This is a genomic window from Pseudoflavonifractor sp. 60, assembly GCF_009911645.1.
Taxonomy (GTDB): Bacteria; Bacillota; Clostridia; order Oscillospirales; family Oscillospiraceae; genus Lawsonibacter.
In genome coordinates, this window is sequence record NZ_QWKI01000028.1 from 1 (window position 1) to 20,884 (window position 20,884).

A 20,884-nucleotide genomic window follows, 5' to 3' on the forward strand; every position below is an offset into this window, starting at 1 on the left:
AGCGGAGTTGTTCATCACGACCCAGGTGCAGGCGATGCCCTGCTCCACAGCGGTGGCCAGGCAGGTGGGGTTGACGCCGAAGCCGCCGTCGCCGGTGAGAGTCAGGCAGATGCGGTCGGGTGCGGCCAGCTTGCCGCCCAGGACGGCGGAGGCGCCGAAGCCCATGGTGGCCAGGCCGGAGGAGTGGTGGATGGAGCCGGGGACGGTGATGTCAAACTGCTGGGCCACACCGTTCTTGTTCCAGCCCACGTCGGTGAAGATGACGGCGTCCTCGGGGATGGCGGCCTTCACGTCGTGGAGGATGCGCTGGGGAGTCATGGGGAAGCGGGAATCCTCGGAGATATCCTTGACAGAGGCCTTGAAGTCGGCCTTGGCCTTGGCAATCTGCTCACGCAGGCCGGGGCGCTTCTTGCCCTCGGGGCAAATCTTCTTCACCTCGTCCAGGATCTGAGTCAGGGCGATTTTCAGGTCGGCAATGGCGCCGATCTCCACGGCATAGTTGCGGCCAATCTCGGTGGGGTCAATGTCGATCTGGAGGAAGGTGGTCTTGTCTGGATCGAAGGTGACGCCCTGGTACCAGCTGGAGCTGTCCGCCTCAGCGAAGCGGGTGCCCAGGCCGAGAATCACGTCGGCGTTGACGGTAAAGGCGTGGGTGGACTCCAGGCCCCAGAAGCCGGTCTGACCCAGCATCAGGGGGTGGAGGTCGGACAGACAGCCCTGGCCCATCAGAGTGCGGGACACGGGGATATCCAGGAACTCGGCCAGAGCGGCCAGCTCCTCAGAGGCCTGGGCCAGCAGAATGCCGCCGCCGGCGTGGAGGACGGGATTCTCAGCGTTGACCAGCTTCTCGGCAATGGCCTTGGCGGCGGCGGGGTCCAGGGCGGGCTTCACGGTGACGTGGCTGTCCTTGTAAGTACGGGCCCAAAGGTCCTCCTCCATCTCACGAGAGAACATATCCATGGGCACATCAATGAGGACGGGGCCAGGGCGGCCAGACTCGGCCAGGCGGAAAGCCTTATCCATGATGTAGGGCAGAGCCTCCACATCGTCAATACGCCAGCAGCGCTTGCACACCGGCTCCAGAATCTTGTACTGGTCGCCATCGGCGTGCATATTGACCTCCTGGTGGGGGTGACGGCCGAAGTAGTAGCTGGGCACATCGCCGGCGATCACCACCATGGGGATGGAGTCGAAGGAGGCGTTGGCCACGCCGGTGAGGACGTTGGTCAGGCCGGGGCCCAGGTGGCACATGACCACGGAGGCCTTGTGGGTCAGGCGGGCGTAGCCGTCGGCGGCGGTGGAGGCCACGGCCTCGTGGCGGTTGGAGATGTACTTTACCTTGGGATTGCGGTTGAAGGCGTCCAGCATACCGATGACGGTATGTCCGCACAGACCAAAGACGTACTCCACATCCCGGCGCGCCAGATAATCGACGATGAGATCAGATACCAGTTTTTTGCTCATAAATTGTTCCCTCCTGTTTTTATTTTCGGTTTTTCCATCGAAACCGCACATGATCCTCTCTTCCCCTCCCGACTGGAAAGGGCGGGGAAAAAGTTTGGCTTCGACCCTGTTTTCCTTGATTAAATAATAGTATAAAGGGGCGTTTTTGTCCAATATCCTGTTTTCATTCAATCTTCGATTTTGCCCATAGATTCCTGAGAAAAAAGAGATTTTTCTGGAAAAAATGACGGAGGCGGTTCCGCCTCCGCAGTCAGTGCTATATGCGCTTGTAATCCGGGTGTTTCTTTTCCATGAACTGGGTGAACACTTCCCCGCTGCGGATGATGAAGTCCCGGAAATATTCTGCCGCCGGGGGCAGGTACTGTTCCTTGTTCCACATAAGGTACAGGTTTCTGGGCGGGATGTTGTTGGTGATGTGGATGATCTTGGTATTGTAGGGGGCGCCGCCCAGAGGGTATGGAATAATGGCGACACCGTGGTTGGAGGCAACCAGGCCGTTAATGATGGCGTCTTGCTCCGTCTCTGCGGTAATGTTGGGGTGAATATTCAGGGCCTGGAAAATATTGTCTGTCGTTCCCCGCAGCTGACAGCTATTGTCAAAGGAAATAAAATTCTCCCCGTCCAGCTCCCGCAGGTCGGCGCTGTCCTGCTGGGCCAGGCGGTGGCTCATGGGAACCAGCAGAGCCAGGGGGTGCTCCCCAATATAGGTGGAGCTGATTCTCGGGTCGTCGATGGCAGAGGAAAAGACCAGGTCCACATCCCCGTCCAAAAGCAGCTTGCTCAGGTGAAAATAGGTGGCGCCCTGGTTAAATTGCAGACGCACGTCGACCCGGTTGGTCTCCGACACATAGCGCACAATAATATCCGGAGCAAACTGGGCCAAAGAGGGCAGTCCCGCCATAGTTACCGTACCTGTGTTGGGATTGATATAGTCGGACAGAGTTGCGATGCCCGTCTCCAGGGTTTCCAGGGTCTTTTGCACATAGGGGAGAAACAGCTGGCCGTATTTGGTCAGCTCCACATTGCGGCCCCGCTTCACGAAAAACTCCACATTCAGTTCGTCCTCCAGCTCCTGAATGGCGTGGCTCAGGCTGGATTGGCTGACATACAGCTTCTCCGCCGCCCGGGTGTAGTGTTCCAGCTCTGCAATGGCCTTGAAATAGTACAGCTGCCGCAGATTCATAAATCCCACCCTCTCAATGACAAATTCTCTGCCTTCTATTATCCATCATTTTCAGAAAATATGCAAACTATTTTTGCGCATTTTTTGAAATTTTGGATAATTTTTTTATCTCCCAGGTGCTCAGGGCCACATCCAGGGAGATCAAAAGCAGGCCGATAAAGAAGGCAGGAGAGAAGCGTTCCTTCAGAATCAGAGCGCCCAGCAGGGCGGAAAAGGCGGGCTGAAGGGGGTAGAACAGGGAGCAGGTGCTGGCGGGGAGGATGGACAGGCACTTGGTCCAGGTGTACTGAGCCACGCCGGAACCGAAAATGCCCAGATATAAAATGGTCAGAATCACCCTTGGGGAGAGGACCGGCGGCTGGCCAATGGCGGAGATGATCCCGGCGGGAATGTGGAAGAGGAGACTGATGGCCATGCCGTAGGTGGTCACCAAAACGGCAGGGTATTTGGCGGTGAGCCGGCGCATGAACACTGAGGCCAGGCCCCAGGAGCCCACAGAGACCAGCACCACCACCATACCCACCACCTGACTCTGGCTGTCCGCCCCCTGAGTGATGACCACCGTCCCCGCTAGGGCTAGAACCAGACAGAGGATCTTGACAGGGGTTATGGCCTCCTTGAGGAGCAGGGCAGCCAAAATGGTGACGGATACCGGAGTGAGGGCGTTGAGCAGCGCCGCCATAGCCGCGCCAGTGAGGGAGATGCCCAGCTGAATGAGGAAGATGGTGCAGAAGTAGCCCAAAATCCCCACCAGAATAAAATATTTCCAGTCCTCCCGCTCAATTGGGGTCCCCAGATGCTTTCTGGCCATCAGGAGCAGGGGGCCCATGGCGGTGATGCACCGCAGGCAGGCCACCAGGGCGGGGGACAGGTCCTGAGACACCAGCTTGCCGCCCACATAGACGCTGCCCCAGAGAAAGAAGGTGATAAGCAGCAGCCCAAAGGCCTGGCCCTTGTGAGTTTGTTCCATGGTGCAGCTCTCCTTTGTATGTAAGGATTTGTCCCTTTGAAAAATTCTGGGCCGGCGGCTGCCGGCCCAGGTAAGTGAATTGATGATGAGAGTTTGCCAGGAAATCAGCCTGCCAGCTCGTTCTGGAGGGTTGTGCCCAGACCGCCGATCTGGCTGTCGATGTTCTTGTACAGGTCCTGCACGGCGGGCAGAGCCAGAACCTCGGCGTAGAAGTCGTTGTTGTACTCAATAAGGGTCATGTTGTTGCTGCCGCTGTCCTCGCACAGGGTCTTCTTGTTGTCGGCGTCAATCTGGGTCAGCTTGGGACCCATCTCAGCCAGAGCCTCGCTGACGGCCTGCTGCAGGGCCTCCTGATAGGCGGGGTCCAGCTGGTCCCAGGCGTCCTTGTTCATGGTCATCATGTTGGCGTACAGAATGTGGTTGGTGCAGGCCAGGTACTTCTGGACCTCCTGGAGGTTGGCGCCCACGCAGGTGTCGGCGGCGTTCTCCTGGGCGGCAATATTGCCGGACTGGAGGGCGAAGAAGACCTCATTCCAGGCCATGGGGGTGGGCTGAGCCTTCAGAGCCTGCCAGAAGGCCATGTGGTTCTGGTTCTCCATGGTGCGGATGAGCAGGCCGCTGAAGTCGTCAATGGTTTCCAGCGGAGTGTTGGAGGTGGTCAGACGGTAGGTAGCGCCCTGAAGGGTGCCCAGGAGCTGGAAGCCGGCGTTGTTGAAGGCGGAGCCCAGCTGCTGGTTGAAAGCGCCGTCGCCGTTGAGGACCTTGTCGATGGTGGCGGCGTCATACTGAGCGAAGACCATGGGCAGGTCGAACACGGCCACCTCGGGGACGAAGGACACCACAGGAGCGGTCTGGCAGACCACCAGCTGGATGTCGTTGGACTGCAGCTGGCGCAGCAGGTCGGCGTCAGCGCCCAGCTCGCCGTTGGGGAAGTAGTCGATGGTCAGCTGGCCGCCGGTGATGGCGTCCACCTTGTCCCGGACCATCTCGCCGAACAGCTGGCCGGCAGCACCCTGACCGGTGGAGTCGGCGCCGATGAGAGAGACCTTGGGCAGGCCGGCGTACTTGTCGGTGTCAGTGGGAGCAGCGGCAGAGGAGCCGCCGCCGGCATTGCTTCCGCCGCCGGCGTTGCCGCCGTTGGAGCCGGCATTGCCGCCATTTCCGCCGCCGCAGGCAGCCAGAGAGAGCATCATAGCTCCAGCCAGGAGCATCGCAGTGATCTTTTTCATTTTTGTTCCTCCTTAGATTTTGACGAATATGCTTACTTGGTATCATGTTATCCCGCTCCCCTCCCCAACGGAGGGGAGCAGGGAAACATCAAAGGATTTAGGCGCTGGCGCTGCCAAAGGCGTTGACCAGCACCAAGCTGATGCCGTCCACATAAGTAATGAGGATCAGGGCCACCAGGAAAGCGATGATGAAGGGGATGGCCTTCTTGGCCACCGACATGGGGGGCTCCTCCGCCAGATTGCCGGCCACGAACAGATCCAGGCCGAAGGGAGGAGTGGCCAGGCCGATGGACAGGCAGCACACCAGCACCACGCCGAAGTGGATGGAGTTGACGCCCAGGGCCTCCACGGCGGGCAGCAGCATGGGGGCCAGGATGACGATGGCGGGGCCGGTATCCATGACCATGCCCAGCAGCAGGAAGACGATGACCAGCACGGTCAGAGCGGAGAAGCTGGTGTGGAAGTTGTCCACGATGAAGTTCTTCACCACCACGGTGGCGCGGGTCAGGGACAGCACACGGCCGAAAGCGGTGGCGAAGGCCAGCACGAAGGCCAGGCCGCCGTAGGTCTTCACGGCGCTGCACAGGAAGGGAACCAGGTTCTTGAAGGTGATGGACTTATACACGAACAGGGAGACGATCAGCGCGTAGAACACGGAGACGCAGGCCGCCTCGGTGGGGGTAAACATGCCGGAGTAGATGCCGCCCAGGATGATGATGGGGCACAGCAGGGCGGGCAGGCTGTCCAAGAACAGGTGTCCCAGACCCTGGGCCCGCAACTCCTCCATCTTGGCGTTGATGAGCTTGCGGTCCTCACCCTTGCGGATGCAGTAGAACACCGCGTAGGCCATCATAAACACGCCGATGAGGATACCGGGCAGGATGCCGGCCATGAACAGGTTGCCGGGGGAGACGTTGGTGGCCAGGGAGTAGAGCACGAAGGGGATGGAGGGCGGGATGATGACGCCCAGACCGCCGGCCACAGCCACCAGACCGGCGCTCCACTGGCGGTCGTAGCCCAGGGCCACCAGGAAGGGAATACACATGGAGCCCACGGCGGCGGTGGTAGCCGGGCCGGAGCCGGAGATGGCGCCGTAGAACAGACAGGTGAGGATCACGGCGCAGGGCAGGCCGCCGGGCAGGGGGCCCACGAAGTAAGCGAAGAAGTTAAACAGCTTTTTGGAGATGCCGCCCTCCGACATGATGACGCCGCCCAGGATGAACAGGGGCACCGCCAGGATGGGGGTTGAGTTGGCGCCGGAGAAAGCGTTGTTGACCAGCTGTCCAATGGAGCCGCCCGACTCCAGCAGGAAAATGGGGGCCGCGGAGCCCAGGATCATACTGATTGCAATGGGCACCGAGAGCACAATGCCGACCAGAAATACAACAAATACCAGAATTGCCGCCATTATTCCTCTCCTCCTTCCTTAGCCATTGCGGCTTCCTCCGCCGCGTCCTGCATGGTCTGCTCCAGGGTTGTGAGTTCCTTCTCGCCGAAGTGCATCATATGGATCACGGTCATCTGAAGAGCCCGCAGGGTACCCAGCGCATAGCCGAAGAGCATCACGCTGTACACCATCCACATGGGCCACTGCATAGCGGTGGACAGCTCGCCGCTGGCCAGCACGCCGGGCGTGGTGGGGGTGCCGAAGATGACGGTGAAGGAGTAGTAGGCCAGCAGGCCCATGCACAGCATAGAGACGATATCCACCGCCAGGTTGATGACCTTGCGCACCACCTGGGGCATCAGGTCCAGCACCACGCTCACCCGGAGCATACTGCCCTTGCGGATGGTATAGGGCAGGGAGATGAACACCGTCCAGATCCACATAAAGCGGCAGAACTCGTCCGACCAGGTGAGGGATTCCAGGAAGGGCGCCTTTTTCCAGATGACCTGCGCCAAGCTGACGCAGGCGATCAGAACCAGGAAGACCACCAGGAAAATCTCCTCAAAGTGGTCATCCAGCCATTTGAGTACTTTCATGTTTTACCTCCTCTTACTTCTTTCTCCCAGCCCGTTACGGGCTGGGCAAAACGACAAGTCGTTTTGAGCGCGGGTTCATGACTGCTGCTCAGCTACAATCTTCAGCAGCTCCCGGCGCATAGCCTCCACCGGGGGCTTCTTGCCGGTCCACAGCTCGATCTGAGCCGCGCCCTGGTACAGGGACATACCCAGGCCGTTGAGCACCTTACAGCCCTTCTCCTCCGCGTCCATCAGGAACTGGGTGCGCTCGGGATTGTAGCAGGCGTCGAAGAAGAACTGGCTGGGCTGGATGTGCTCCTTGGGCAGGGGGGTCTCGCCGATGTGCTGTCCCATGCCGATGCCGCTGGCGTTGAGGACCACGTTGCAGGCGGCCAGCTTGGAGAAGTCGCCATGGTGGACAAACTCGGCCACAGGGGCGAAGTTGTTGTTGATGTCGTCCACCAGGGACTTGGCACAGGGCTCAAAGATGTCGGTGATGTAAATCTTCCGGGCCCCGTGGTAGGCCAGGATGGAGCACATGGCACGTCCGGCCCCGCCGCCGCCGAAGCAGAAGAAGACAGACTGGTCCACCTGAACGCCGCCCTCCTCGGTGAGGGAGGTGTAGAAGCCCACGCCGTCGGTATTGTAGCCGATGAGCTTTCCCTCGGGGGTCTTGACCACCGTGTTGCTGGCCCCCATCTTCTGGCACAGGGGGTCCAGCTCGTCTAAGTAGCGTAGCACCCGCACCTTGTTGGGCTTGGTCACCGCAAAGCCGGCGAAGTTCATGTACCGAATGCCGCTGACAATCTCGCCCAGGTGCTCCTTGTCCGCCTCAGTGTAAAAGTAAAGCATGTTCAGCCCGGCGGCCTCATAGCCGGTGTTCTGCATCCGGGCGGCAAAGGATTGACTCAGAGGGGTTCCGATGAGGGTTATCATTTTGGTATTGATATCGACCTTCATATAGTTGACCTCTTTTCTATACGAATTTTTCATAAATCGGTGATTTCCAATCAATATTACTACTATAATAGAAGCCCTTTCCTCTTGTCGAGCGAATAAGCTGCTATCGTGTTAAAATTTCGTTCAGATTATCAATGGTGCGGTCTCCCCGGATTTACAGGCCGTTGGCGGTAAAAAACTCCTTGGCAGTCTTCAGGCACTGAGCGGCATGACCTGCCCTGCCCCGGGCCTCGATCTCCGCCAAGTTGGGCAGCTCAATGGAGCAGACATTCTCGGGCAGGGCTTTCAGAACGCCCGCTAGGTCCACAACACCCTGGCCGCAGTAAGCCCGGCCGCCCCGGACCACCTCAATGTCCTGCCTGCCGGCCATGTCGGCGGGCCAGTCGCACAGGTGGATGACGCCGAACCGGCTGGGGTCTGCCGCCTGGATGTCGGCGGGGGTGACGCCGGTCTTATAGACATAGATCATGTCCATCAGGATCTTCAGGTTGGACGCGCCCACCTTGTCCTGGATCTCAAAGGCCTCCTGCATGGTGGTCAGCTCCGAGACGATGGGGAACTCCAAATTGAGGGTCAGACCGAACTGGGCGGCCTGCTCACAGAAAGCGCCGTAGCGGTCCACCGCCAGAGCGCGGTCGCGGGTCCATACGCTGGTAAGTACCTGGGTGGCTCCCAGCTCCGCGCCCTTCTCGAAAGCGGCGCGGTAGTCGTCGGGCAGATCCTCCCGAATGCGCAGCAGCTCAATGTCGAAGAGCTTCATATCGCAGTCCTTCAAGGTCTGACGGACCTGCTCCATCAGCGTGGGGTCGCTCTCCAGGTGGACCTGGGGCTCGCCCTCCTGCCCCATGGGAATGGTGCGCAGGCTGACATAGTCATAACCCGCCTCTTTGGCCGTCCGGATCTGCTCCACCGGGTCGATCCCCGGGGTGGTGAGATAGGCCAGGGAAAATTGTCTGGGCATATAATATCTCCTCCCTTTTTTATAAATTGGTGGACGTTGGTGATATGACCAAATATCCCTGTGTTGTTGTTTCAATTTTATATTCGAAGTGCCCTATCAGTCTATTATTAAAACTTCATGCAACCATTACTTTTCTGCATGGATTTTTTTGCCGCCCCGAACTTTTGGAACATTCGTCAAAATGACGGATGGTTTTTTGTGTGACTTCCCCAAAGCATCGGAAAAATCAAACGGAAAAACCCCGAAAAACTTCGAAATTGATTTATACCTTCAATCAGTTTATTCAAAAGTTCTATTGGATTCCCTGAGAAAAGTCGGCTATGATGAAAAAGTAATAAGGTAGGATGGAAAAATTGAGGGTCCGGCGTCTCCAGTTCCGGGGAGGAGGGCCGCCGGCGCTGTTATTTTTCACAACGATCCACGCCAGGAAAGGGAAGGGTGCGACCATGAAGGAATTTAAGGGGAGCCAGAATTATGTGGCGTCCGAGGAGCTGCTCCGGGCGGCCAATATCGCCATGGTGCTGGAAAAGCCGCTGCTGATCAAAGGGGAGCCGGGCACCGGCAAGACCATGCTGGCCGAGGCCATCGCCCAGGCGTTGGGCAAGAATTTGATTATCTGGAACATCAAGTCCACCACCAAGGCCCAGGACGGCCTGTATGTCTACGATGTGGTCCAGCGCCTGTACGACAGCCAGTTCGGCGGCCAGGGCGTGGACGACATTGAGAAGTATGTGCGCCTGGGCAAGCTGGGGGAGGCCTTTACGGCGGAGGAACAGGTCATCCTCCTCATTGACGAGATCGACAAGGCCGACCTGGAGTTCCCCAACGACCTGCTGTGGGAGCTGGACCGCATGGAGTTCCACATCCCGGAGACGGGCCGCACCGTGAAGGCCAGCCACCGCCCGGTGGTCATCATCACCTCCAACGCGGAGAAGGAGCTGCCCGACGCCTTCCTGCGCCGGTGCGTCTTCCACTATATCGAGTTCCCCGACAAGGAGCTGATGGCCGACATTGTCCGGGTCCACTACCCCGACATTCAGGAGAAGCTGCTGACCCAGGTGCTGGAGGCCTTTTACAAAATCCGAAGCCTGCCCCAGATCAAGAAAAAGCCCTCCACCAGCGAGATCATTGACTGGATCCAGGCCCTCCAGCACGGTGGCGTGGACGTGGGCCGCATTGTGAAGGAGGTCCCCTATCTGGGGGTCCTGCTGAAGAAGAATGAGGACATTGATATGCTGCGGCGCACTTGGCGGTGAGCCATGTTTGAGGACTTTTTGTATCTGCTGCGCAGCCGGGGCCTGAAGGTCTCCCTCACCGAGTGGATGGCCCTGGTCCAGGCGCTGCACGAGAATCTGCACCAGGCCAGCTTTACCGGCTTCTACCACCTGTGCCGCTGTCTGCTAGTGAAGAGCGAGGCCGACTTTGACGCCTTTGACCGGGCCTTTCTGGACTATTTTCAGGAGGTGGACTTCCAGCAGGAGGTGTCCCAGGAGCTGCTGAACTGGCTGGACCGGCCCAACGCCCCCATGGGGGAGTACGACGAGCAGCAGGCGGAGCTGAACGAGAGCCTGTCAACCCTGGAGATCGAGACCATGTTCCAGGAGCGGAAGAACGAGCAGCGGGAGCAGCACAACTGCGGCAACTACTGGGTGGGGACCCACGGTATGTCCATCTTCGGCAACATGGGCCTGTCCCCGGTGGGCATTCGGGTGGGCGGGCAGTCTCAGAGCCGCCGGGCCTTCCGGGTCGCGGGGGAGCGGCGCTATCGGGACTTCCGCCACGACAACACCCTGGACATCCGCCAGCTCCAGGTGGCCCTGCGCCGTCTGCGGCAGTTCTCCGGTCTGGTGGACCTGCCCCCCAGCGAGTTCGACGTGGACAGCACCATCCAGGACACCGCCAACAGCGCCGGACTGCTGAAGGTGCGCTATAAAAAACCCCGGCAGAACACGGTGAAGGTGCTCCTGCTGATGGACTCCGGCGGCTCCATGGAGCACTACGCCCAGCTGTGCTCCGCCCTGTTTCAAGCGGTGACCAGGGCGGGTTACTTTAAGGAGCTGAAGATATTTTATTTCCACAACTGCCCCTATACCCGGCTGTACCGGGACCCAACGCTGAACCCCAACAATGCCGTCCCGGTGAGCTGGCTGCTGTCCAACTTGACGCCGGAGTATAAGCTGATTTTTGTGGGGGACGCCCAGATGTCCCCCCATGAGATCTTCGATCCCTTCCCCAGCCCCAGGGAGGGGGAGCCCGCCAGCGGTGTTGACTGCCTGCGCCGCCTGCGGGAGCGCTACCGCCACGCGGTGTGGCTCAATCCCAGCGACCGGCCCGAGTGGGGCGGCGAGTGGACCGAGAGCTACGACGCCATCGAGGGTCTGTTTCCCATGTACCCCCTGACGGTGGAAGGCATCGAGACGGGGATGAAGAAGCTGCTGGCACGGTGAGGGCTGCACATGAAGACACGCTTCCCGGCGTGTCTTTTTTGCGGAGCGGAGGGACTGGATTGGTGCGCTTTGTCAGCAATGTAAAAAAAGCGGCGGGTATATTGACAAATCCTCCAAAACGAATATATAATATTAAGGTAAATTCCCCCAAAAAGGAGTGATCCATGTGCTGATGACTCGGGAAATGGACTATGCCCTGCGGATCATGCGCGCACTGTATCAAAAGGAGCAGCTGTCCGCCACCGCCATCGCCCAGCAGGAGCATATGCCCAAAGCTGTCACCCTTAAAATTCTGAAGCAGCTGCGTTCCGCCGGTCTGGTGGACAGCCGTCGGGGGCCCAGCGGGGGCTATCTGCTCCTCCGGCCCTGCGAGGAGATGAACCTGTGGGAGTTGTTCCAGGCCATGGGCGGGGGGATGCTGATCAACCGCTGCCAGCAGCCGGGTTACCAGTGCGAAAACAGGTCGGCGGACAACTGTGCGTTAAGCCTGGAGCTGTCCCGCGTCCAGCAGGTGCTGGATGAGGAGCTCCAGCGCACCCCTCTCAGCCAGCTGTTCCAGGAGGAGCCAGATTGACAGACCGCAGGTCTCTTCCCTGGAGGGATCTCCCCCTCCAGTTTTTTATGGAATTACAAGAAAAGAGTTGAAATAATATTGACTTGTATGATATACTTATGATAACTCTTTCAGCGGGTTACTTGGATGTGGCATTTTATGGAAAAGCGAGGATGTTATTATGCGTAAGAGTATTAAGCAGATGGTGTTTATCCGGATCGTTGCAGCGTTGCTGTCCATTCTTCTGTTCAGCGGAGTGACCACCTTTAACCTGATTCGCATTGAGAAGATGCAGGAGACCAGTATCGAGAACGTGGCTATGCTCTCCCGGGCCCAGAGTGCCGAGACCGCCCACTACAAGTGGTCCAGCAATCTAAGCAAGGCTCTGTATGCCAACGGGGAGTTTCCGGGCACAGATGATACCCAGTGTGTACTGGGCCAGTGGATCTATGGCGAGGCCGGCACAGATGACCCCCAGATTCTGGCTCTGAGGGAAGAGGTCACCCCCATGCACAAGCAGCTGCATCAGTCGGTAGCCGAGGTGCAGAATATGATGTCCATGAGCCCCATCCAGGCGCAGAACTACTATCAGGAGACCATCCAGTCCAATCTGACTGCTCTGGTGAGTAAGCTGGACCAGATTATCGAGCGGGCCGAGACCCTCAACACGGAGAGCAGTGAGCAGATGCGCTCCACTGTTATGCTGATGCAGGTCATTACCGGCATTTGTCTGGTGCTGGCGCTGTTCTGCCTAGTCAGCCTAGTGGTCTATGTCCTCAAACACATTCTGGCCCCCATTCTGAAGATCACCCGGAAGGTCCAGCCTCTCCAGGAGGGCAAGCTGGACCTGGATCTGGAGTACAAGGTGGACAACGAGCTGGGCGATCTTGCCAACACCCTGGAGAAGTCGGTGGAGTTGATCCGCAGCTACATTTGGGACCTGAACCGGATTATGGAACAGCTGTCCAACGGCAACTTCAACGTGAAGACCGCCACCTCCTTTATTGGGGATTTCCGCTCCATTGAGGAGTCCATTGATTCATTGACCGCCAACCTGTCCGCCGCCCTCTCCAACATTTATCAGGCGGAGGTACGGGTGTCCGGCAGTGCGGAGCAGCTGTCCAGCAGTGCTCAGACCTTGGCCCAAGGCGCCACACAGCAGGCCAGCGCAGTGGAGGAGCTGTATGCAACCCTGGACACCCTGTCCAAGAGCACCGCCCAGAATGTAGCCACCGCCACCAGCGCCCAGGAGGACGCCCGTCAGACCGGCGAACAGGTGAACCGGAGCAGCCAGCAGATGGAAGAGATGGTGGCCGCTATGAAGGACATTACCGAGGCCTCCCAGCAGATTGAAAAAATCATTGCCACCATTGAGGACATTGCCTTCCAGACCAACATTTTGGCTTTGAATGCTGCCGTGGAGGCCGCCCGCGCCGGTTCCGCAGGCAAGGGCTTCGCAGTGGTGGCCGACGAGGTGCGCAACCTGGCCTCCAAGTCCGATGAGGCCGCCAAGGCCACCAAGGGACTGATTGAGAACTCCGTTCAGGCCACCAGCCGGGGCAGCCAGATCGTCACCGGCGTCTCCGAGACCCTGACCAAGGCCCTGAAGCTGGTAACCCAGTCCAACGCGGCTATGGGCAACATTGTGCAGGCGGTGGAGAGCGACGCTGAGGCCATTGCTCAGGTCACCGAGGGCATCGGTCAGATTTCCGCCGTGGTCCAGAGCAACTCCGCCAGCAGTGAGGAATCCGCCGCAGTCAGCTCCGAGCTCTTTGGCCAGGTGAAGATCATGGAGGGACAGGTAAAGAAGTTCCAGCTCCGGGAGCACTGATCCATTTTCTTTACATAACAGCAGCTCCCCGGCGTATGCCAGGGAGCTGTATTAATAAGGACAAATTTCTATTAAGCGGTTTGTCCCAATTCAGAGGCTGTTTGTCGGTTTTCGGCGCTTAGTGAAAAGCAGGCGCTATAATGAGCTTGTAATGTACAAAACACATTTTCAGGAGGGATCGACTGGAATGGCAAAGATTTCTGTGGAGCTGGCGGCGATAAAGCCCGCGCTTCAAAAGGAAGAGGAGTTGGCGGCGCAGCTGATGGAGCTGTACCGGGATGTGAACGGTATCCGGAGCGGACTGCGGTTTAAAATCGCCGGGCAGGAGCAGATATCAGCCCGTCTGCTGGAGAGCGCGGAACAGATCACCAAGGAGCAAAATTCGGTGCGGGTGATGCGCGAAGCCTTGGAGCAGATTTTGGCGCAGTATAAAAGTGTGGAGACGCGTGTCACTGAGCTGGTAACAGATCAGGCTGAGGCACTTGACGTCCAGGAATTGGCGGGTGGCGCCTACGACCAGAATACGACCACGTTTGATAACGATAAAAGCAATGGCACCTATGGAGCAGATCAGGGAGATATGGCCAACAATAAAAAGGGAATGTGGTTTTTTGGATTCCGCTGGTTTGAGGACGAGGACCTCTATGCCTACATTAGGCAGCATAGCCGCTACCAGAATTATTCTCAATCAGAAATTGCAAAACTGATGGAGCAGATCAATTATGAGGGCTGTGGCTTTGTGGCCATTGTCAACAACATTTTTGTGGAGTATGAAGGACGGGAGGAGGAATTTGAACGGGTGTTTGGATTCCCGATGTATGATAAAAATGGTAAAGCAAATTACAATTATCTTTTGGTAGATTTCTATGCCAACACGAATGACCGTTTCTATATTGACGAACCCGGAGGAGCTACGGCAATGGTCAACGAAGTGTTGCGGAAATATGCCGACTCTGAAGATGAATTTAAGAAAACGTTTGGCTGTCCGTTGTATGACAGCAGTGGGTCCTATCATCCGCAGGCCCGTCAAAAGATTTTGGATGCCTATCAGAATACCTCTGTTGTAACCATAGAAAGTCAGGGCACTACAGTAGGCGCTTTAGACCACCATATCCAGCACTATTTGAATGAAAAAGGTGTTAGCTGTACCAGCGATACTTTTATTGGAGTAACGCCGCTCAGCAGTGACGAAATGAACCAATATATGGACGAAGGTAAAAATGTCAATATTCTGATTACCGATTTCAACCTTTACCAAGAGAATGGCAAATTGGCGCAGGGCGATGTGGGCGGTCACTGGATGACGGTTACAGGTGTAGCAGACGATGGGCGGTATATTGTGTCCAGCTGGGGGAAGAAGTATTATGTTGACCCCTCGGAGCTGAAATGGATGAACCTTTTGATTACAGACATAACCCCATAGATGACGGGAGATGAATCATGAAGTATGTGGGTATTTTATTAGGCGCAATACTCTGCCTGGCCGCCTGTGCGCCTCAGGGAGCAGAGGCACAATGGGACATTTCTCACTCTGCTTCAGCGGAGGAGCAAAATAGTGGAGATTTGGAGGGAACCGATATGAGAAGAGAGTTTTGTACGATTCAGGCTGTGCAAGAGGACTGCTTTATTTTGAAAAATGCAATGGAGGAGCTTTACCAGATTGACCTTGCCTACCTGAACAATTTTAAAGAAGGGGATGAGGTGCTGCTGATTTACACGGCGCGCAGTCCCATTGAGGAGGGTCTTTTTAGGGCTGAGGTGCAGTCCATTTTCCCGGATTCCTCTAAACCGGACCTGGTGGTCGGGTAAGAATCCAATCGCAGAAAGAAGCGCCCTGGCGTATGCCGGGGCGCTGTTTGCTGTCTGCTCAGTCGTGGGACGGCAGCAGCGGCTGGACAGAGACCTGGAGGGAGGCGGGAGAATGAGGATACTGCCGTGCAAAGGCCCGGGTGATGCGGCTGGACACCATGCGGCTGTCCTCGTAGTTGGCCTGGGGCAGGAGGAGGACGAACTGGGAGGCGCTGCACCGGGTAAAGGCGTCCCCCCGGCGCAGGCGGGCCCCGATAATAGCCTCCAGATTGTCCATAGCCCGGTCCAGACTGTAGCGGGCCAGGGTGGAATTCTCCCCGCCGGACAGGGAGATGAGGACCACATGGGGAGGGGTTCCGGTGCGCTCCGCCATGCGTGAGACGGTGAGGCAGATGGCCCGGAAGAAGTCGTACTCACAGCGGAAGGCGCCTGCACCCGGGGCCTCGCTGAGCTGCTCCTGAAGGGTCACCGGGGAGACGGCCCGGGGGTCCCAGTCCCTCCGCGCCTGCTGATACAGCCTGCGCAGATCAGCGGAGGGCAGTACCCCCCGCTGGGACAGCAGCCGCTGATGGAAGTCCTCGTAAAACTGGGCAGCCTCCTCCCTGCGGTCCAGTCGGAGCAGGGCCTCCAGCCGGCGGCGGCACAGCTCCTCCCGGCAGGGGTCCAGGGCCAGGGCGGTTTCGGTCAGCCGGGCCATATCCTCCCATCGTGCCCGTCCCTCCAGCAGGTGGAGGACCTGGTCTGCGGTCTGAAAATAGGTCTCCCGCAGGGGCTGAGCCTGGGAGGCGGCCCAGGGATGGTCGCTGAGACCGGGGAGGAAATCTCCCTGGTACAGCTCCAGCGCCTCCAGCCACAGCGCCAGCCGTTCCTCCTCTCCGGCCGCCTCTCCCTCCCGGCACAGGCGGAGAAATTCCTCTGTGTCCAAGGTGAAGGGGAGCCGGGGATTCCACAGGTAACAGCCGTCCTGGCTGATGAGCGCCTCCCGTCCGGTCCCCTCGCCCAGCTGGTCCAGACAGGTGCGGGCCCGGTGAAGGATTGCTTTCAGCGTGTTGAGGGAGCCGACCCCCTGTTCCACGCCCTGCCAGAGCAGATCGGTGAGCTCAGAATAGGGCGCCGGCTGGCCCCGAGCTTGGGTCAGACGGGCCAGCAGCAGGCACAGCTTGCGGGAACGGTCGGGGATGGTGATCGTTCGGTCCCCGCGGCGAATGGTCATCTCGCCCAGAGTTTGGATATACAGTGCGGAAACGGCCATAGGGTTCCTCCTGGATTGGGGACAAATGTTCGTCGTGCCCCTTTTTTTCCAGAATAGCATATTTTCTGCTGACTTGCAACGGATTTTTCCATTCTATGTGGACGGCCCAAAAGGGTTGGTTATGCGTAATTTATTTTTATGAAAAAAAATTGTAAAAAAGTACTTCCCTTTTGGGGAGGGATGTGCTATACTGTTCCTGTAAGAAGGAAGCCCCAGTCCATCCCCGGCGGAGTGGGCAGCCTCTATAAATGTAGAATCAGTCAGGACAGTTTTAAAGAAATGAGGTATGCAGTATGAAGATCATGAGACGATTGATCCCCTTGGCTTTGGCGATTTCCATGCTGGCAGGCTGTGCTCAGGGGGCGGGAGGCGCTTCCTCTGAGAGCATGGACCTGAGTGAGATGTATGTGGATCGGGTTACGATGGAAGAGGTAGAGATCGAGGACGAGGCGGTAGCTCTGGCAGGCGCACCTGCGGCGCTGAACGATATGATTCTGCCCGTGGCCTCCGGGACTCTGGTGAAGCAGAACAGCCGGGCCACCATCGACTACTCCAACACCAAGGACGGCTATGTGATGGTCAACTTTACCGGGACCACCAATACCCGGCTGAAGGTGCTGGTCCGCGGCCCCTCCTACGCCGCCTCCAAGCTCCAGTACCAGTATGACATCGCCACGGGACAGTGGTACACCTTCCCCCTGTCCGATGGCAACGGCGAGTACACTGTCAGTGTGATGGAGAACACTACCGACTCCAAGTACGCCCAGGTGCTGTCGGTGAAGTTTACCGTCTCCCTCTCCGACGAGTTTGCTCCCTTCCTGCGCCCCAACCAGTATGTGGACTACGCCTCCGCCCCCAAGACAGTGGCTAAGGCCGCTGAGCTGGCCGGCAGCGAGACCGACCCCCTGAAGCTGGTGGAGAAGGTCTACGACTACGTGGTGAAAAACTTTACCTATGACAAGCAGCTGGCTGCCACTGTCCAGAGCGGCTACCTTCCCGTACTAGACAACGTGCTGGCCGCCAAGAAAGGCATCTGCTTCGACTACGCCGGCCTGATGACCGGAATGCTCCGCAGCCTGGGCGTGCCCTGCAAGCTGATCACCGGCTATGTCCCCATTGGCTCCGGCAAGACCGGCTACCACGCCTGGATCAGCGTCTACTCCGAGGAGAACGGCTGGGTGGAGGGCGCCATCTACTTCGACGGCAGCGCCTGGCAGAGAATGGATCCCACCTTTGCCTCCTCCAGCAACAACAGCGACTCCATCCTGCAATATATCGGCGACGGCTCTAACTACAGTGTGAAGTATATCTACTAAACGGCGTCATAGTGCCGAATGCTGCTCCTGCGCCCCCAAACGGGGGCGCAGGGGGCAGACCACAAAAATATTCAGAATAGCTCTTTACGAAAGTGGAATTTTGATTTAAAATGGGTTTGCGGTACGCCGCAGACCCATTTCAATTTACATAGCACGGACCGGCGGGTTCGGATGGGAGGTTTTATGAAGAAACAGAGCACACTTTCCCGGGAGGAGCTGGCAATTTTGTGCCGGGAGCTGTATATGCTCATTGATGCGGGAGAGGAGCCGGGATTGGCCGTGAAGATCCTGGCGGAGGAGAGCGACCCGGAGTACAAGGGGATGCTCACCGAGATGTCCCGGAAGCTAATTTTCGGCGTGACGCTGTCTGACGCCATGCGGGAGGCGGAGTGCTTCCCCCCTTACGTCTGCGAGCTGGTGAATGTGGGTGAGAAGAGCGGCCACGTGAAGGAGGCGCTGGAGGCGCTGGGCGTATACTACGAGGGCCGCTCCCGGATGGACCGGCGGATCAGAAGCGCGCTTCTGTATCCGGCGGTGATGCTGCTGCTGATGCTGGTGGTCATTGCTGTACTGCTGGTGCGGGTCCTGCCCATCTTTGACGACGTTTACGCCTCCCTGGGGGGCAAGCTCACCGGAGTGGCCGGCGGATTGCTGGCGCTGGGCCAGGGGCTGGACCAGGCCATGCCGGTGCTGTGGGCTCTGCTGGCCGCCGTGGTGGTCTTCCTGACTGCCTTTGCCGCCGTGCCCGCCTTCCGGGAGAAGCTGACCGCCGCCTGGCAGAGGAGCCAGGGGGACAAGGGTCTGTCCCGGAAAATGAACGACGCCTGTCTGGCCTCGGCCCTGGCCATGGGCATTGCCGGCGACCTGGAGACCCGGAAGGCCCTGGAGATGGCCAGCGAACTGCTGGACAATGTCCCCCAGGCCAAGGCCCGGTGTATGGACTGCTGCGCCCGGCTGATTCAGGGGGAGAAGGAGAGCGAGGCCATTCAGAACAGCGGCCTGCTGCCCGCCAGCGCCAGCCGTCTGCTGCAAATCGGCCAGCGCAGCGGCAAGCGGAAGGAGGCCATTGCCAAAATTGCCGCCGACCTGGAGGAGGAGAGCGAGACCGCCCTGGAGGAGACGGTGGGCCGGGTGGAGCCCGCCCTGGTGCTGGTCTGCTCCATTCTGGTGGGACTGATCCTGCTGTCTGTGATGCTGCCCCTGATGCACATCATGTCGGCCATAGGGTGACGGACTATGAAGAGACGAAAAAAGCCCTGGGGGGCGCTGCTGCGGGGCGTGCTGCTGCCCGCAGTGTGCATTGTAGTGCTGGTGGGCTTCTCCACCGCCCTGGACAGCCTGAACAGCGGCCGCGACGCGGAGGACCTGCGCCAGCTGGAGGAGACCCTGCGCCGCAGCTGCGCCACCTGCTATGCCTGCGAGGGGATCTATCCCCCCAACCTGGAGTATTTGAAGGAGCACTATGGGATTCAGATCAACGAGACACGATACGATGTTCACTACGACGTGTTCGCAGACAACCTGATGCCTGATATCACAGTGCTGGTGAGGACGCAATGAGACAAAAGCAGATTCAACATCATATAGACGCCCTGGCCGCCCTGCTCCTCTTTGGAGTGTTTGCGGTGTGTATCCTGGCGGTGCTGCTCACAGGGGCGGACGCCTACCACCGGCTGACCGTGCGGGACCGGCTGGCCAGCGACCGGCGGACCTGCAGCCAGTATGTGGCGACCCGGGTACGCCAGTCCGACCTTCAGGATGGAGTGGCGGTGGAACGGGTTGAGGACACCGATGTGCTGGTCCTGGGGTCAGGAGAGTATGTCACCTACGTCTACTGCCATGACGGCTGGCTGATGGAGCTGTACGCCTGGACCGGGGAGCCCCTGGTGCTGTCCGACGGCTGGCAGCTGCTGGAGATGGCCCATATGGGGCTGTCCCTGGAGGAGGGAATGCTCACGGTGGACATCACCACCAGCACGGGAGATCAGGACCGGCTGAGCCTGTCCCTGCGCAGCGGAGAGGGGTGGGACGCATGACGAAGAGCAAGGCCCCCCTGACTATGATCGAGCAGATGGTGATGCTGCTGGTCTTCGCCCTGGCGGCCGCCCTGTGTTTGCAGGCATTTGTAAAGTCCGATGAGCTGTCGGAGCACATGGAGGCCCGGGACCGGGCTATGGTCCTGTGTCAGAATGTTGCCGAGACCCTGCGGCATTTCGGCGGAGACCTGGGCGGCGCGCAGATGAGCACAGCGGAGCAGCTGGGCTACCAGTGCAGCCAGGGCTTTCTGTATCAGGAATTTGATCAGGACTGGAACCCGGTGGAGGATGGCGTGTACCGGCTGGAGGTCTGGGGAATCCCCACGGAGCTCCCCGGCCTGTGGAAGGCAGGGGTGTCTGTTGTGGATGATACGGACCGTGAGCCAGGGGTCCTCTTTGAAATCGAGGTGGCCTGGCAGGAGGTGAGCGCCCATGGATAAGCGGAAACGGGACGACTTTGCTCCGCCGGCTCTGGGGGGCAGCTCCCTGCTGGTGGTCTTCGCGGTGCTGGCCCTGACGGTGTTCGCTCTGCTGAGCCTGTCCACCGTCCGGGCGGATGTGCGCCTGGGAGACGCGGCGGCCAAGGCGGTGACCGACTACTACGCCGCCGACACCAGAGCCCAGGAGATTTTGGCCCAGCTGAGAAACGGTCAGACGCCGGATGATGTGGAGATCTCCACCTCCATCGCCCAGTACCCTGGGGGGATCGAATATACCCATATCTACGCCGTCCCCATTTCGGACACCCAGGAGCTCCAGGTGGAGGTGCTGGTGGACGGGGCGGACAGCAGCTACAGCATTCAGCGGTGGCAGGCGGTGTCGGTGGGCGAGTGGAACGCGGACACGACTCTGGACCTGTGGGACGGCGAAATCGTGTTTGAGTGGTAAGAAAACGATATAACCATATAAGG

Annotated in this window: 21 protein-coding genes; 12 read left to right on the top strand and 9 right to left on the bottom strand. The window is 58.7% G+C overall.

Annotated features, from left to right (window positions below; all coding sequences use genetic code 11):
• The 8 genes from D1646_RS02935 to D1646_RS02970 all read right to left on the bottom strand — a co-directional run.
• On the bottom strand, window positions 1–1,464 hold a 1,464-nt coding region (locus D1646_RS02935; protein ID WP_160635007.1), incomplete at its 3' end, for a thiamine pyrophosphate-binding protein.
• Window positions 1,465–1,720: 256 nt separating this feature from the next.
• The gene (locus tag D1646_RS02940) at window positions 1,721–2,647 is read right to left on the bottom strand and encodes a LysR family transcriptional regulator (protein WP_160635008.1); all 927 of its coding nucleotides are present in this window, start codon (window positions 2,645–2,647) and stop codon (window positions 1,721–1,723) included.
• Between the two features lie 67 nt (window positions 2,648–2,714).
• Entirely contained in the window at window positions 2,715–3,617 is a 903-nt protein-coding gene (locus D1646_RS02945) for a DMT family transporter (RefSeq protein WP_160635009.1), read from the bottom strand.
• Between the two features lie 104 nt (window positions 3,618–3,721).
• Window positions 3,722–4,846, bottom strand: a complete 1,125-nt coding sequence (locus D1646_RS02950) for a TRAP transporter substrate-binding protein (protein ID WP_160635010.1) — start codon at window positions 4,844–4,846, stop codon at window positions 3,722–3,724.
• 97 nt (window positions 4,847–4,943) lie between these two features.
• Window positions 4,944–6,254 (bottom strand): TRAP transporter large permease, encoded by a 1,311-nt coding sequence (locus tag D1646_RS02955; RefSeq protein ID WP_160635011.1) that lies wholly within the window; start codon window positions 6,252–6,254, stop codon window positions 4,944–4,946.
• Window positions 6,254–6,829, bottom strand: coding sequence for a TRAP transporter small permease (locus tag D1646_RS02960; RefSeq protein WP_160635012.1), 576 nt, complete (start codon window positions 6,827–6,829; stop codon window positions 6,254–6,256). Before D1646_RS02960 ends, D1646_RS02955 begins: the two co-directional genes overlap by 1 nt.
• Window positions 6,830–6,904: 75 nt before the next feature.
• The gene (locus tag D1646_RS02965) at window positions 6,905–7,768 is read right to left on the bottom strand and encodes a shikimate dehydrogenase (protein ID WP_160635013.1); all 864 of its coding nucleotides are present in this window, start codon (window positions 7,766–7,768) and stop codon (window positions 6,905–6,907) included.
• A gap of 154 nt (window positions 7,769–7,922) precedes the next feature.
• Window positions 7,923–8,729, bottom strand: a complete 807-nt coding sequence (locus D1646_RS02970; protein ID WP_160635014.1) for a TIM barrel protein — start codon at window positions 8,727–8,729, stop codon at window positions 7,923–7,925.
• Between the two features lie 446 nt (window positions 8,730–9,175).
• Between D1646_RS02970 and D1646_RS02975 the strand changes: the two genes are divergently transcribed.
• The 6 genes from D1646_RS02975 to D1646_RS03000 all read left to right on the top strand — a co-directional run bounded on the left by D1646_RS02975 (window position 9,176) and on the right by D1646_RS03000 (window position 15,369).
• Window positions 9,176–9,985, top strand: coding sequence for a MoxR family ATPase (locus tag D1646_RS02975; RefSeq protein ID WP_160635015.1), 810 nt, complete (start codon window positions 9,176–9,178; stop codon window positions 9,983–9,985).
• Between the two features lie 3 nt (window positions 9,986–9,988).
• Window positions 9,989–11,176 (top strand): VWA domain-containing protein, encoded by a 1,188-nt coding sequence (locus D1646_RS02980; protein ID WP_160635016.1) that lies wholly within the window; start codon window positions 9,989–9,991, stop codon window positions 11,174–11,176.
• A 172-nt stretch (window positions 11,177–11,348) separates the two neighbouring features.
• Window positions 11,349–11,750, top strand: coding sequence for an Rrf2 family transcriptional regulator (locus tag D1646_RS02985; RefSeq protein ID WP_243153999.1), 402 nt, complete (start codon window positions 11,349–11,351; stop codon window positions 11,748–11,750).
• A 160-nt stretch (window positions 11,751–11,910) separates the two neighbouring features.
• The gene (locus tag D1646_RS02990) at window positions 11,911–13,560 is read left to right on the top strand and encodes a methyl-accepting chemotaxis protein (RefSeq protein ID WP_160635018.1); all 1,650 of its coding nucleotides are present in this window, start codon (window positions 11,911–11,913) and stop codon (window positions 13,558–13,560) included.
• Window positions 13,561–13,747: 187 nt separating this feature from the next.
• The gene (locus D1646_RS02995; protein ID WP_160635019.1) at window positions 13,748–14,983 is read left to right on the top strand and encodes a hypothetical protein; all 1,236 of its coding nucleotides are present in this window, start codon (window positions 13,748–13,750) and stop codon (window positions 14,981–14,983) included.
• Window positions 14,984–15,000: 17 nt separating this feature from the next.
• Window positions 15,001–15,369, top strand: coding sequence for a hypothetical protein (locus D1646_RS03000; RefSeq protein ID WP_160635020.1), 369 nt, complete (start codon window positions 15,001–15,003; stop codon window positions 15,367–15,369).
• 58 nt (window positions 15,370–15,427) lie between these two features.
• Here D1646_RS03000 and D1646_RS03005 read toward each other — a convergent pair whose 3' ends face one another.
• Window positions 15,428–16,621, bottom strand: coding sequence for a bacterial transcriptional activator domain-containing protein (locus tag D1646_RS03005; protein WP_160635021.1), 1,194 nt, complete (start codon window positions 16,619–16,621; stop codon window positions 15,428–15,430).
• A gap of 293 nt (window positions 16,622–16,914) precedes the next feature.
• Here D1646_RS03005 and D1646_RS03010 point away from each other — a divergent pair, with 293 nt between their 5' ends.
• From D1646_RS03010 to D1646_RS03035, 6 genes are all read left to right on the top strand, one after another.
• The gene (locus D1646_RS03010; protein ID WP_160635022.1) at window positions 16,915–17,937 is read left to right on the top strand and encodes a transglutaminase-like domain-containing protein; all 1,023 of its coding nucleotides are present in this window, start codon (window positions 16,915–16,917) and stop codon (window positions 17,935–17,937) included.
• Between the two features lie 183 nt (window positions 17,938–18,120).
• Complete coding sequence (locus D1646_RS03015) at window positions 18,121–19,167, top strand: type II secretion system F family protein (RefSeq protein WP_160635023.1); 1,047 nt, start codon at window positions 18,121–18,123, stop codon at window positions 19,165–19,167.
• Between the two features lie 6 nt (window positions 19,168–19,173).
• Window positions 19,174–19,497, top strand: coding sequence for a hypothetical protein (locus D1646_RS03020; protein WP_160635024.1), 324 nt, complete (start codon window positions 19,174–19,176; stop codon window positions 19,495–19,497).
• Window positions 19,494–19,973 carry a DUF4860 domain-containing protein gene (locus D1646_RS03025; protein WP_160635025.1) on the top strand — a complete coding sequence of 160 codons (480 nt, stop codon included), beginning with the start codon at window positions 19,494–19,496 and terminating at the stop codon, window positions 19,971–19,973. Before D1646_RS03020 ends, D1646_RS03025 begins: the two co-directional genes overlap by 4 nt.
• Entirely contained in the window at window positions 19,970–20,413 is a 444-nt protein-coding gene (locus D1646_RS03030) for a hypothetical protein (protein WP_160635026.1), read from the top strand. Before D1646_RS03025 ends, D1646_RS03030 begins: the two co-directional genes overlap by 4 nt.
• Window positions 20,406–20,861 carry a hypothetical protein gene (locus D1646_RS03035; RefSeq protein ID WP_160635027.1) on the top strand — a complete coding sequence of 152 codons (456 nt, stop codon included), beginning with the start codon at window positions 20,406–20,408 and terminating at the stop codon, window positions 20,859–20,861. The genes D1646_RS03030 and D1646_RS03035 overlap by 8 nt, the downstream gene beginning before the upstream one ends.
• Window positions 20,862–20,884 lie beyond the last annotated feature (23 nt).